This is a genomic window from Sinosporangium siamense (assembly GCF_016863435.1).
In the GTDB taxonomy this organism is placed as follows: Bacteria; Actinomycetota; Actinomycetes; order Streptosporangiales; family Streptosporangiaceae; genus Sinosporangium; species Sinosporangium siamense.
The window spans coordinates 15,661-29,047 of the sequence record NZ_BOOW01000060.1 but is presented as its reverse complement, the minus strand read 5'-3'; the positions used below and the strand labels follow the sequence as shown (position 1 = coordinate 29,047).

Here is a 13,387-nt window from a genome sequence, read left to right as displayed (position 1 = left end):
CTCCACAGGAAAGACCTCCACAGGAGAGACCGTGACCACCGACACCTTCCCAGGGCTCACACTCGACGCGCCCGTGGCGCTGCTGCCGGTGCGCCTGGAGACCCGCTTCGCCGCCGGTAACACCCTGCGCATCCGCGTCTATCCCGATCAGATCCACGTCGACGACCACGAGCCCCGGCTCACGTCCGCCGAACTGGAGGCGGGCAAGCGCTATTGGACCAGGCTTTCGGCCGACGGCTCGGCCGAGGGGGTGCGGTCGGCATGGGAGGCGCTCCGTGCCGACGTGGGGGCGCACCGCGCCACCTGGGTGGCCCGGCTCATGGAGCCGCCCGCCGGCACGCTGGACTTCCCCGATCCCACACCTGTCAGGCCCGAGGACATCCGCGCCGCGACCGCCGCGGGGCTGCCCACGAGGTGGCGGCTGGTCATGGCGCGCGGTGCCGTACGCCACGAGGAGGTCTTCGCCCACCCCGTGCGCCCGGGGCTGCAACTCTCGCCGGGGCCCGACCTGCCGCCCGAGGGGGAGGGGCTGCCGCTGCCCGCGGGCATGAAGTGGATGACGGACTACGCGGAGGCGGTGTCGGCCGGGATGGCCCACACGGTCGACCTCACCCGGGTGCCGGCCGAGTTGCGCGGGGGCGTCGACCGGCTGCTGGTGTTCGGCGTGCGGGAGGACGGCGCCCAGCCGGGTCAGGACCTGCTGGCCGAGTTGCTGGAGAACCACGCGGCGACCGGCGGGCTCGGCCTCGTGGCGCCGGGCACGCCCACCAACAACACGCAGTCCTCGCCTTCGGGCTTCGCCAGTGTGCCGCCCCCGCCGGTGACGTGGGGCGACACCGCCCCGGCCGGTGACTTCACCGAGTCGGCCCGGCTCACCAGGGCTCTCGGGGTGCCAGGACTCGGCGATGCGGGCGGTCTGGCCGCGGCGCGCGGCACAGCCGTGCGGGCGGGCGCTCCCACGGCGCTCATGCGGGTGCCGGGAGCGGGCGACGACCGCTACACGGCGCCCGGCCACCTCTACGCGGCGCTGTTTCCCGCGACGCTCGGCTACTTCCTGCGGCACATGCTCACCGGGCGTGTGTCGGAGCAGGAGATCGAGGCCGTCGCGGCCCACATGTCGGCGTTCGTGCGGGCCGACGGGCCGCTGCCGGCGCTGCGGGTCGACACCCAGCCGTATGGCGTGTTGCCGGTGATGGCGCTCGACGCTTGGAACGACCGGCCCGGCGGGCCCGTGCCGTACGGCGTGCGCATGATGCGGCTGCTGCGCGACCACGTGTGGCGTCCGGCGCTGGCGGAGGTGCCGCGTGTGCCGGCGCGGCCGGGGCACACGCCGCAGGAGGAGTTGTTCCACGTGCTCGGCGCGGACGCGGTGGCCCGGCAGGGGCGGGTGCGGCCGGTGTACGGCGGGGAGTACGCCGCGTGGGCGTGGCGGCACCGGCGGGTGGCCCTGGCCGACGACTCCGAGGGCGGGGTGTTCGCGCGCCGCCGGGACCTGCTGCGCCGCCTCGGGCTTTACGGGGCCGACGCCGACGGCGACCCGCCGCCGATCGCTCACCTGGTTCCCGCGCTCCACCGGTCGTTCCCGCTGGGTGCGCCGCTCGTCGGCGACGACCTGAGCTACCTGGCCGCCCTGCACGCGGGCTTCACGCCCGACGACCTGCGCACCGAGCCGGGCGGGCCGCGGCCGTTGCTGCACAGGCTGCTGCGCTTCGCCGTACTCGCGCAGTATTCGATCGCGGCGGGCATCGGGGACAACCCCGTGCGGCCCGAGCCGCGTGAGCCCGAGCTGCTCGGCGTCCGCGAGCCGGACGCGCCCGAGGGCTATTGGCGGCGGCTCGACCGGACCCTGCCGGGGCACCCGCCCGGTGTGTCCGTGGGCCGGCTGCTCGCCACGCGTGTGCTGGCCGCCGAGCCGCTGAACGACGGGATAGCCGTCCGCGCCGAGCCGCTGCGGCGGCTCCGCGCGGAGTTCGCCAAGGTGGCGGCGATGCCGGGCGCCGACCTGGCCCGCCACCTCGCCGCCGGGCTCGGGCTCTATGCCGGGCGGCTCGACGCGTGGATCACCTCGGTCGCCTGGCAGCGGCTTGAGGCGATGCGCGCCGCCGCACCCAGCCGCACCCACATCGGAGGGTACGGCTGGGCCGTCGACCTGGCACCCCGCGGGCGGCCGGCGCCGGGCGGCTATGTGCACGCGCCCTCCCTCGCCCAGGCGACGACCGCGTCGGTGTTGCGCAGCGGATGGCGGGCGCGCGGCACCACGGAGGGCGCGGACAACACGCTGGCGATCGACCTCACCTCACGCCGCGCGCGGCTCGCCGAGACGCTGCTCGACGGGGTACGGCAGGGCAGTCCGCTGAGCGCGCTCCTCGGTTATCGCTTCGAGCGCGACCTGCGTGAACATCCGGACGGGACCCTCGCGCGCTACCTCCCGGCGTTCCGGAAGGCATATCCGTGCAAGGCGACCCTGCTGCAACCGAGCGGGCGGACCGAAGGCGAGGGCACCGCGACGGTCGTGGACGGCCTCGCGCTGGCCCGCGCCGCGAAGGCCGCGACGATCGCGTGGGGCACCGGGGGGCTGCCGGGTGCGCCCGCCGACGTCGCCGCGGTGGAGGACGTGCTGGCCGTGCTCGCGGACGCGGTCGACGCGGTCGGCGACGCGCTGCTCGCCGAGAGCGTGCACCATCTGGTGAACGGCAACGCCGACCGGGCGAGCGCCACCCTGGACGCGGCGGCGCGCGGGCAGGTGCCGCCGCCGGAGCTCGACTTCCTGCGCACCCCGCGGAGCGGGCACGCCGTCACCCACCGCGTCGTGGCCCTGATGAGCCACAGGGCCGACCGTCCCGGCGGATGGCCGGTGAACCGCACCCGCAACCCCCGCGTCGCGCTGAACCCGGCGGGTGACGCGCTGGCCGCGTCACTGCTGCCCATGCCGTACCGCGCGAGTGTGCACCTGCTGTGGGACGCGCCGGACGGGAGCCGCACGATCGAGGCGATCACCAACCTGGGCTTCCTCGAACTTTCCGCGCTGGACTGGCTGGCCATGATGCCCCGGCCGTACCACCCGGTGGACGGCGGGGAGCTGGAGCGGCGGCTCACCCTGCTCGCGTGGAAGAACCACAAGCCGGCCGAGGTGACCGAGGAGTGGAGGCTGCGGTTCGACTACGGAAGGGTGGCGGGTTATGCCGACCGGCCGCACGTCATGTCGGTGGCGGAATATCTCGCGCAGGTCGACGTCGTGCGGCGGCTGCTGACGGGAGCCAGGCCGCTCGTGCCCGCCGACCTCGACCTGCCGGGCGCGGCCGACGAGCTCACCGCGGAGGACCTCCAGCTCAAGGCCGCCGCGGACGCGGCCATGCAGTCGGTGACCGGCGCGTTGAGCGCGCTCAACGGGCCGGACGAGAACACGTGGCGGGAGGGGCTGCTGCGGGCGGCGGGCTTGGGTGTGCCCGACGTGGTGCCGCCGCCCGCGCCCGCCGACATCTCCGCGCTGGTGGCCGCCGCGCGGAACCACATCAACGACCGCATCCACCTGCACTTCACCGCCGTCCACACCTTCGGCCCGCGCACCGGCAAAACGCCCCGGCAACTCCGCGACCACGACCTCGAACGGCTGCACGCCGCTCTCGGCCAGGACGCGCTGCCGTTGATCGGCGGCTTCACCGCCCCCGCTCAGCCGGCGATGCTCGCGTCCTTCGCCGCGAGCACCGCCCTGCAGGGGGGCGACGCCACCGCCGCGGCCGACTGGCTGATGAAATATGCGAGGGTACGGCCAGGCGCGGGACGCCTCCAGGAGGCTCTGACGCTGGCCGACGCCACCCGTGACATCGAGCCCAACGTGCCGCAGCGCCCAGCCGACGTCACGGGCGGTCTCCAGGTGGCGCAACTGCCGCACGCGGACGGCGACCGCTGGTGGGGGCTGCCGCTCCCCCGTCCCTCCGGCGCGCCCGGCAACTCGCGTCTGTCGATCGTGGCCTACGCCCCGTTCCCCCTCGAACCCGGCGTTCCGGTGTGCGGGATGGTCGTCGACGAGTGGACCGAGACGATCCCGGCGAGCACCGCGACGACGGGTGTGGCCTTCGAATACGACGCCCCCGGTGCCGCGGCGCCGCAAGCGGTGCTGCTCGCCGTGCCGCCGCCGGTCGACGGGACCCACTGGACCTCCGAGCTGGTGCGGCGAACCCTGGAGGAGGCGCTCGACCTCGCGATGTTGCGCACCGTCGACCACGACGCCCTGCTGGAGGCGGGCATGCCGCTCCCCGCTGTCACCCTGCCGTTCAACCTGGACGGCGAAGCCGCCACCACCCGACTCACCGACGACGTCCAGAAGCTTGGCGACCCCGCCCCGAGCTGGGAGATCTAGATCCGATGGCATCCATCACCATGTGGACGCGGGTCGAACCCCGCACCCGCGCCGCCGACATGAGCCCCGCGCTCAGCGCCCAGACCGCCGACCCGGCCTGGTTCCTCGCCCGGCAGTGGCAGCTCGGCGAGTTCCAGGGGGAGGACACCGGCTCACCGGTCAGCGCGGAACTCACCTACGACACCGCGCCGCTGACACGGGTGCGCCGCGACTCGTCGGCCACCCCGCAGACGATCCCCCGGTCGGCCGTGGACGCGGCGCTCACCGCCGCCCCGCTGCCGGCCCTCGTCGAACGCGAACCCGACGCGCTCGCCCGCGACCTGCGCACCTCGGTGGAGGCCGGCCGCCACCTGCTGCGCCTGCTGTCCAAGGCCGAGCTCGACCGGGCCGAGCCGGTGAGCGGCGGGGGCACGCTGCGTGCCTGGCTGCACAAGGTGTATCCGCTGGCCGCGCCGGTGCCCGGCGACGCCGACCCCGCCACGGCCACCTACCTGTCCGTGCTCGGCGGGCGCACCGTCGACGGCTACGCCGTGGCCGACACGATCCGCACCACCGGGGGAGTGCCGCCTGGCATCCCGACGACCGATGCGCTCCGGCCGCGGATGGAGGCGGTCTTCGGCGCCTGGCTGGAGTGGTATCGCCGCACCTTCGGCTTTGGCGCCCCGGCGGCCACGAGCTGGCGGCGCGACCGGATGGAGCACCGCTTCGCCCTGTCGGCCGCCTTCACCGACGCGTCGCTCGGGGAGGTGGTGCTCACCGCCGACGAGTACGACGGCAACGGGCTCGACTGGCAGGACCTGGACCACGACCCCGGGGCCACTCTTGGCGCTTCCCCCGAGTCGCGGAACACGCAGAAGATCACCGTCATCCCCACCGTCGCCGCCTTCGGCGGCATGGCGAACCCCCGCTGGTGGGAGTTCGAGGACGCCAAGATCCACTGGGGCGGCACGGCGGTCGACACCACCGACCTGGCGCGGATGTTGCTCATCGAATATGCGGCCGTCTATGCCGGGGACCACTTCGTCATCCCGGTCGAGCTTCCCATCGGGTCGGTGACGTCGGTGCGTCGGCTCCGCGTGGTGGACTCCTTCGGCGAGGAACACCTGATCGGCGACACCGACGACGGCTTCGCGTTGTTCCGCAACTCCCACACCTCAGGTCTTGGCAGCTCCCCCCACCTGGTGCTCCTGCCGACCTCGGCCGGGGGGTTGAACAGCGCCCCCGTGGAGGAGGTCGTCTTCCTGCGCGACGAGACCAACAACATGGCCTGGGCCGTGGAGACCACCGTGACGGGCCCGGCCGGGCACCCCGTCGACCGCCACGAGGCCGAACAGCGTGCCCTCCCCGGCCGCGTCACCCCCGCCGAGTCCGGCGGCGCCGAACTCGTCTACAGCCTGCAGGACCCGGTGCCGGAGCACTGGATCCCGCTCACCCCCGTGCAGCTGCGCCCCGGCGTCACCGCGCTCGACCGCCTCGACAACCAGCGTCCCACCCCGGGCGGCTACACCGCGGTCCCCGCCCTCGGCCGCGTCCTCGACGCGCCCGCCCGGCTGCTCATCCCCGAGGAGGAGGTCCCCGCCGAAGGCACCCGCGTCACCCGCCACTGGCGGCTCACCCGCTGGGCCGACGGCACCACGCATCTCTGGCTGACCCGCGCCAAACGCCCCGCCCGCCCCCAGCCCACCCCGGCCTTGGCCTTCGACCACGTGACCGTGCCCTAACCCAGGCCGCCGGGCAGGCCGACCATCGGGAACAGGCGCCCGGCGCGCCCCAGCCCACCCCCGCATTGGCCTTCGACCACGTCACCGTGCCCTAGTGGCTCCGCCGTACTCTCCCCGGGGCGGCGGAGTCGCGGGCAGGCCGAACATCGGGAACAGGCGGCCGGCGCCGAGGTAGGTCGTCAGCTCGGCGATCAACTCCCCGGAGATCGTGACCACCACCAGTGCGAATGGCTGCAGCTCGCCGCCGGGGCCGGTCGGCATGTAGTGCCCGAACGCCGGGGAGCCACTGGCCGTCGCCGGCACCAGCCGCGCCCCCGCGCACGGCCGGCCGGCGGCGAGCTGCATGCGCCGGATCTCCTCCCGGCCGCGCATCCACCACAGGAACGGAGGCATGGTGGTCGTGGCGTCCTCGTGCAGCAGCGCCACCATGGCCTCGACGTCGTGCCGCTCGAAGGCGTCGCAGTAGCGGGCGAGGAGCCGCCGCCCCTCCTCGTCCAGCGGCTCCCCGGGCGCGACCCGGGCCTCCCGGAGCGTGGCCCGGGCCCGCTGCAACGCGCTGTTGACCGACGCCGTCGAGGCCTCCAGCAGCCTGGCCACCTCCTCGGCCCGCCAGCACAGCACATCCCGCAGGATCAGCACCGCCCGCTGCCGCGGCGACAACCGCTGGAGCGCCGCCACGAACGCGAGCCGGATCGAGTCCCGCAACAACACCTCCTCCGCGGGATCGGCCCCCACCGGCACCACCCGCCCATCCGGCACCGGCCACACCCAGGCACTCTCCGGCAACGGCACCCCGAGCTCACCCCCGGGCGGCGGTTGCGGCTCGAAGTCCAGCACCCTCGCCCGTCGCCGAGCTCCGCGCAACATGTCGACACAGACGTTGGTCGCGATCCGATAGACCCACGTCCGCAACGCCCCCCGCGCCTCGTCAAACGTGTCGATGCCCCGCCAGGCCCGCACCAGCGTCTCCTGCACGGCATCCTCCGCCTCAAACGGCGCCCCCAGCATCCGGTAGCAGTAACCAGTCAACTCCACCCGGAACTGCTCCAGATCCACCTTCTCCCCCATACCGGCGAGGGTACTCAACCGAATACCCCCGGATCCCGCGCCGCGGGATCCGCGGTGGAGCAAGCTGAGCGTCAGCGTCTTGCCAGCCGGGCCACGGCTTCGGCGACGGGGGTGTCGCCGGTGGTGAGTTCGATGATGACCCGGTTCAGTGCGGGCTCGTGGAGGGCGGCGTCGATGAAGGCCGCGACGTCGTCGCGGGGCACGGAGCCGTATTCGAGCGCGGGCCCGGCGGTGACCCGGCCGGTGCCGGGCTCGTCGAGCAGGGTGCCCGGCCGGACGATGAGCCAGTCTAGGTCGGTGCCGGCGAGGTGCGCGTCGGCGGCCTTCTTGACCTTCATGTAGTGCTCGAAGCCCTCGGTCGTCTCCCGGTCACGCCCCGCCTCGGGAAAGGCCGACACCAGCACGAACCGCGAGACCCCCGCCTCGGCAGCCGCGGCGGCCGCCTTCTCCAGCCCCCAGCCGTCGATCGCGGTGGTCTTGTCCATCCCGGTCCCGTGAGCCCCGGCCGAGAACACCACCGCGTCGTGCCCGCCGAACTTCTGCGCGAGGTCCTCCATCGAGTCGTAGATGAGATCCCCGGCCAGCGGCGCCGCCCCCGCCGCCCGCACGGTCTCGGCCTGCGCGGACTCGCGATGCATGCCGGTCACCAGATCACCGCGAGCGGCGAGCAACCGGGTAAGCCGCCGCCCGATACCTCCGGCGGCACCGATCAGAAACACCTTCATGGCTCTCACCCCTCCCAGATCATGCAACCACAGCCCCCGGCGAAGATCTTCCCGCCCCCGGACCGCGCCTCTAGTGACCCGAACGACCGGATGGCCCGGCTGCACCCCGCAAGGACTTTCACCACGGCTAAGTCCCCGCGCGAAAGAGCACACTCCTCCCCCGCTCGCGGAAGCCCAGGCTCCGATAGAGCCGGGCCGGGATCGGGTGGCCGTCGTCGCCCCGCGGGGTGACGACGGCGGACTCCGCCCCCGCCTCGCGGGCGGCGCGCAGTGCGGCGAGGCAGACGGCGCGGGCCAGGCCGCGCCGCCTGTCGGCCGGGGCGGTCCCGGCGGGCTCGATCTCCGCGGTCCGGTTCGCCTGGTCCAGCCACACCATGGTCGGCCACTCTCTGCCCGCATGCTGCGTGCGTGCCCAGGCGAGGCCGCCGATGTGCCACTGGGAACCCGGGGTCCAGATGTGCGCGCAGAGCTCCTGCATCGCACGCAGTTCCCTGTCCACGCCGGGCAGTCTCGCACCGGGGTCTCGCGCCACGCATCCGGATTTTCCGTACGGCACGAGCCTCCCGGGTCGGTTGGGACCTGCATTTGCCGGACTCGGGAGAATGTTGTGTACGCATGCAAGTGAGGAAACGGATATGGCGAACACTGACGACGTGACAAAGGTGTCGAGGTCGCTCAAGGTCGGGGTGTGGCGGTCGTTCATGGAGGTCCACAACGCGGTGCTGGCCGGGATCGGGCGTGAGCTCGACGCGCGGCACCGGCTGTCGGTGAGCGAGTTCGACCTGCTGGTGAACATCCCGCTGGACGGCACCCGGCTGAAGGATCTCAAGGAGCGCGTCGTACTGACGCAGAGCGCGGTGAGCCGGATGGCGGACCGGCTGGCGCTGCGGGGTCTGGTGTCGCGTGAGCCGATCGAGAGCGATCAGCGGGGAGCGCTGATCCGCCTCACCGACGAGGGCCGCACGCTGCTGCGGGCGGCGGTGCGGACGAACGCCGAGGTGGTGGAGCACATGTTCGCCGACAGGCTCGACCCGGCGGAGCTGCTGGGGCTCCAGGGTGTGCTGGGCCGGTTGTCGGCGGAGGACCACGGCCGGGGGTGCGACACGGAGGTGTGACGAGGCTCACACTACGGGCGGAATGCGCATCCCACCCAAAGGGTTTAGATGTTTGCGCAAGCAACAAACCGCCTAGAAGGGAACAGCAGGACATGAGTACCAACGGTTATCTGACCGACCGCCTCACCCCCGACAACACCGGCATCCTGCTGGTCGACCACCAGACCGGCCTCATCCTCGGCGTGCAGGACCACGACCAGAACCAGGTCCGCCGCAACGCCCAGGCCCTCGCCCGCACCGCCAAGGTCTTCGGCCTCCCCGTGGTCGCCACCACCTCCGCGCCGCAGGGCCCCAACGGCCCCCTCCTGCCGGAACTCGTCGCCGAACTCCCCGAGGGCACGCCGATCATCCACCGCAGCGGCGAGGTCGACGCCTTCGAAGACCCCGCCTTCGAGGCCGCCGTCAGCGCCATGAACCGCCCCAACCTCGTCATCGCCGGCGTCATCACCGACGTCTGCCTGATGTTCGCCTCCCTGTCCGCCCTCGGCCTCGGCTACAAGGTCCACTCCGTCCTGGACGCCTCCGGCACGACCAACAAGCTCGCCCGCGAGACCTCCCTGCTGCGCCTGCAGCACGCCGGAGCCACCCTCAACAGCACCGTCGGCGTCATCTCCGAACTGCTGCGCGACTGGAAGAGCCCCGGCGGTCGCGGCACCGCCGACGTCTTCAGCAGCCTGGCGATGCCCTTCTACGGCGCCGTGACCGCCAGTCACGCCGCCGCGAGCAACGCCGGCTAGCCCGCAAGCCCGGCGCCCCGAGCGGGGCGCCGGGCTCAGGCTCCCTCCGGCGTCGCACACGGCCGAGCCTTACGGTGGAAGCCCACCGGCGATATTCAGCGGGATTCTCATCCGGAAAGCGGAAGAATGCCGCGCATGGAGACGACGATCTTGTGGCGGCCGGCCGGCCCGGAGGAGCTGGAGCTGGTGCGGCGGAGCGGCTGGCGGGAGTGGCCGCCGCGGCTGCCGGAGCAGCCGATCTTCTACCCGGTGCTCAACGAGGACTACGCCGTCAAGATCGCCCGCGACTGGAACGTCCCGCACTCCGGAGCCGGCTACGTGACCCGGTTCGAGGTGCGGACGGAGTTCCTGGAGCGTTATCCCGTGCGGCAGGCAGGCGGGCGGACGATCCTTGAGTTGTGGGTGCCCGCAAAACCTCCCGGCCTTCAACGCGAACATCGTCGGGTTGATCGAGGTCACCCACGAGTTCCACCAGGAGTGACTACTGAGGGTTTGACAGTCGCCACGGAGGGCAATCATCAGGGTCCGTGCTGATTTCCTCGACGAGGAGGACCTGTGCCGGCTGCCCTGCGCCTTCGACTGGCCGTGGTGGTGGCCGCGGCGGCCCTGGCCGTTCCGGTCGGTGGGGCCGCGCCCGCGGCGGCGACCGTTCACCCGGCCTGCACCCACCGTGACTGTCCCGCGGCATACACCGCGAACAGCGGCTGGGGCAGGCTGGGCTACCCGACGACACGTGCCTGGCACGCCTGGCCCTACGGGCAGGCCAACTTCTCCGGCGGTCGTTACCGCAACCTCAACCGCCAGCTTCCCGCCGGAGGCGTCTACTACGAATACGACGTGAACCCGCGGCGGCAGGGAGCCCGGCGTGACGCCTACCGGCTCGTGCGGGACTCCGGCACCGGCACGGTGTGGTTCTCCCCCGATCACTACAACGACTTCTACAAGATGTAACCATGACCCGGCCGCTGCCACCCTGGCTGACGGTGACCACCGCCCCGCCGCCCGCCGTCCTCGACGCTCGCGACTGCCGTACGGCTGCCGCCCTGTTCACCGAGATCGCGGAGTTGCTGGCCTTCCCCGACTACTTCGGCCACAACTGGGACGCCCTGGTCGACTGCCTGACCGATGCGACGGACGAGGGCCCTGTCACCCTGATCGTGGCCCACGCCGAGGAGTTGCTGGCCGACGAGCCGCCCCACCAGTTCACCACGTTGCTGGACGCCCTGACCCTGGTCGGGGGCCTGACCGTGACGCTGTCTGCGGCCCCCGGCCATGAGGACGCCCTGCGCGCGAGGGTCGGCGACGCCCTGGCGGACTCGACGATCGCCTAGAGCACCTCCACCCCGATGAGGCAGGTGTCGTCGTCGGTGTCGGAGATGCTGTGCGTGAGGATCCGGTCGAGGCTTCGCTCCAGGTCGGTGTCGAGCTGCTTCAACGTGGCGAGGAGGTGTTCCTGCGCCCGCTCCAGTGCGATGTCGCGCCGTTCGACCAGGCCGTCGGTGTACATGAACAAGGTGTCCCCCGGCTCAAGCCGTACGGCTGACTCCTCGTATTCGACGTCGGAGATCACGCCCAGCATCAGCCCGCCGATCAGCGGCACCTCCTCGGCCACGCCGTCGCGGACCAGGACCGGTGGCAGGTGGCCCGCCCTGGCCCAGCGGAGTTCGCGGGTCTCGGGGTCGTAGAGGCAGCAGATGGCGGTGGCCGTGACGGGGTCGGTCAGGTTGTGGGTGACGAGGTTGAGCCAGCCCATGAGCTGGGCGGGGCCGGCACCGGTGGTGGCGAGGCCGCGCAGGGCGTTGCGGAGCACGACCATGCCGGTGGCCGCCTTGATGCCGTGCCCGGCGACGTCGCCGACCGACAGCAGGACCTTCTTCGACGGCAGCACGACCGCGTCGTACCAGTCGCCGCCCACTAGGTGGCCTTCCTCGGCGGGCCGGTAGCGGACCGCGATGTTGAGGCCGAACGCCTCCACCCCAGCCTGAGTTGGGGGCATGATGGCGTGCTGGAGTTGCAGGGTGAGCCGGTTGCGTTCGGCCGCCTGCTGCTCGGAGTGGGCGAGTTGGTCGCGGGTGGCGGCCAGGGCGACCTCGGTCCAGTGTTGAGCGGAGACGTCCTGGTGGGCTCCGCGTACGGCGAGCAGCCGGTTGCCCGCGTCGAAGACGGGTTCGGCGACGACGCGGATGTGCCGGACGTTCCCGTCGGGGCGGCGCAGCCTCAGGGAGGCGGAGGCGGGCCGCCTGTGGTGGAGCACGGTGCGCAGGAAACGCGCGATGGCGTCGGCGTCGTCGGGGTGGGCGTGCTCGCGGAGGTTCTCCAGCGGGATGGGCCGGTCGCCGGGTTCCAGGCCGTGGAGTTCGTAGAGCTGGCTGTTCCAGGTGATCTCACCGCTTTGGGCGTCTTCTTCGAAGCCGCCGATCCGGCCGAGCCGCTGGGAGTGCTGCAGCAGATTGGCGAGCCTGAGCGACTCGTCCTGCACCCGCCAGATCAGCAGCACGCAGTCGCCGTGGCGGGTGACGCTGACACCGGCCACGCTGGTCACCGGCACGTTGTCGATGAGCGCGGTGAGGATCATGTTGTCGGCGCTGAAGGCCAGCCCGGTGGCGTGGACGTGCATGATGTTGTCGAACAGGCCGCCCTCTTCGCCCGCCGCCGGATATGCCTCCAGTAGACGGGCGCCGGCGACCTGGGTGCGGGGCCGCCCGGCGGGGTCGGCGAAGCGCGGGTTCGCGTGGTGGATGCGGAAGTCGGTCAGCTGCCCGTCGGCGTCGACCTCGGGGCGGAGCACCAGGGCCGGGTCGGTGAGCGCGTCGGCGAGTTCGACGAGCTCGGCCACGTCGGGCCCGTGGGGAGGCTGGGCGGCGTGGTCCTCCAGCGTGCGGGCGCAGAGTTCGGCGAGCGCCTCAATCTGGCGGTGGATCGGCGCGGGCTGCTCTTCCAGCGGCTCCGGCCAGCCGATCTCCAGGACGCCGAGGATGCGCCCGCCGGTGCCGGCGGGCACCGCGACACGCCCGGCCCGCACTCCTTGGCGGTGGCCGATGGACGGCAGAGTCGACTCGCCGAGGTCGGTGAACCACATCGCGCGACGCTCCATAAGGGCACGCCGCGCGGGCGTCGGCACCCCGGGTGGCACATAACGCCACCTTCTCGCCTCTTCCACACTGTGCCCGGCGAAGCCCACCAGGGTGAGTGAGGCGTCGGCCCCTGCCGCCCACAGGGCGACGGAGCACGCGCCGAGCGGTGTCAGCGCGTGCTCCAGCAGCGACTCGGCCACCGTCTGGCTGTCGGCGGCGCCCAGGATGCCGCTTTCGGCCTCCCGCAACTGCACCGCGACCGATTGCCCGCCCTCGGCCAGGAGGAGTTCGCGTGCCACGTGGGCGACGCGGTCCTGGGCGGCCTGGTTGATGAGGTCGGCGGCCAGCTCAAGCTTGGACACCCCGGCCTGGGCGGCGAGCGCGGTGAGCTGGAGCGCGGCCTCGGTGGGGCCGCAGCGCAGCCGCTCGACCAGGATGCCCTTGGCGAGCTCGATCAGCGCCCGCCCTTCGGCGGCGTGCTGGGCCTGCGCGATCTCCGCACGCAGCCGCTCGATAGTGGCGGACAGCCTGCCGATGGTCGCGGACCGGCCCTGAGAGGGGTTCCTCCATGGAGACATTCAGATCAC

10 protein-coding genes and 1 pseudogene are annotated in these 13,387 nt (G+C 72.6%); 7 read left to right on the top strand and 4 right to left on the bottom strand.

Annotated features, from left to right (window positions below; translation table 11 throughout):
• The first annotated feature begins 31 nt into the window (after positions 1–31).
• Both Ssi02_RS37645 and Ssi02_RS37640 read left to right on the top strand, forming a co-directional pair.
• The gene (locus Ssi02_RS37645) at positions 32–4,360 is read left to right on the top strand and encodes a hypothetical protein (RefSeq protein ID WP_204033588.1); all 4,329 of its coding nucleotides are present in this window, start codon (positions 32–34) and stop codon (positions 4,358–4,360) included.
• 5 nt (positions 4,361–4,365) lie between these two features.
• Complete coding sequence (locus Ssi02_RS37640) at positions 4,366–6,081, top strand: hypothetical protein (protein ID WP_204033586.1); 1,716 nt, start codon at positions 4,366–4,368, stop codon at positions 6,079–6,081.
• A gap of 81 nt (positions 6,082–6,162) precedes the next feature.
• Here Ssi02_RS37640 and Ssi02_RS37635 read toward each other — a convergent pair whose 3' ends face one another.
• From Ssi02_RS37635 to Ssi02_RS37625, 3 genes are all read right to left on the bottom strand, one after another.
• A complete protein-coding gene (locus Ssi02_RS37635; protein ID WP_307825886.1) occupies positions 6,163–7,167 on the bottom strand; it encodes a sigma-70 family RNA polymerase sigma factor in 1,005 nt (334 codons plus the stop codon).
• A gap of 53 nt (positions 7,168–7,220) precedes the next feature.
• Entirely contained in the window at positions 7,221–7,874 is a 654-nt protein-coding gene (locus Ssi02_RS37630; RefSeq protein WP_204033581.1) for an NAD(P)H-binding protein, read from the bottom strand.
• 127 nt (positions 7,875–8,001) lie between these two features.
• A complete protein-coding gene (locus Ssi02_RS37625; RefSeq protein WP_204033576.1) occupies positions 8,002–8,406 on the bottom strand; it encodes a GNAT family N-acetyltransferase in 405 nt (134 codons plus the stop codon).
• 103 nt (positions 8,407–8,509) lie between these two features.
• Here Ssi02_RS37625 and Ssi02_RS37620 point away from each other — a divergent pair, with 103 nt between their 5' ends.
• The 5 genes and pseudogenes from Ssi02_RS37620 (at position 8,510) to Ssi02_RS37600 (ending at position 11,057) form a co-directional block, all read left to right on the top strand.
• On the top strand, positions 8,510–8,989 hold the full coding sequence (locus Ssi02_RS37620) for a MarR family winged helix-turn-helix transcriptional regulator (protein ID WP_204033569.1): 480 nt from the start codon (positions 8,510–8,512) through the stop codon (positions 8,987–8,989).
• A gap of 92 nt (positions 8,990–9,081) precedes the next feature.
• The gene (locus tag Ssi02_RS37615; protein ID WP_204033560.1) at positions 9,082–9,726 is read left to right on the top strand and encodes an isochorismatase family protein; all 645 of its coding nucleotides are present in this window, start codon (positions 9,082–9,084) and stop codon (positions 9,724–9,726) included.
• Positions 9,727–9,852: 126 nt separating this feature from the next.
• Positions 9,853–10,207: pseudogene (locus tag Ssi02_RS37610) on the top strand (ADP-ribosylation/crystallin J1).
• 74 nt (positions 10,208–10,281) lie between these two features.
• Entirely contained in the window at positions 10,282–10,677 is a 396-nt protein-coding gene (locus Ssi02_RS37605) for a ribonuclease domain-containing protein (RefSeq protein WP_204033554.1), read from the top strand.
• 2 nt (positions 10,678–10,679) lie between these two features.
• Positions 10,680–11,057 carry a barstar family protein gene (locus Ssi02_RS37600; protein ID WP_204033548.1) on the top strand — a complete coding sequence of 126 codons (378 nt, stop codon included), beginning with the start codon at positions 10,680–10,682 and terminating at the stop codon, positions 11,055–11,057.
• On the opposite strand, the gene Ssi02_RS37595 is transcribed toward Ssi02_RS37600, so the two are convergent.
• The gene (locus Ssi02_RS37595; RefSeq protein WP_204033543.1) at positions 11,054–13,378 is read right to left on the bottom strand and encodes a SpoIIE family protein phosphatase; all 2,325 of its coding nucleotides are present in this window, start codon (positions 13,376–13,378) and stop codon (positions 11,054–11,056) included. The genes Ssi02_RS37600 and Ssi02_RS37595 overlap by 4 nt on opposite strands.
• Between the last annotated feature and the right edge of the window lie 9 nt (positions 13,379–13,387).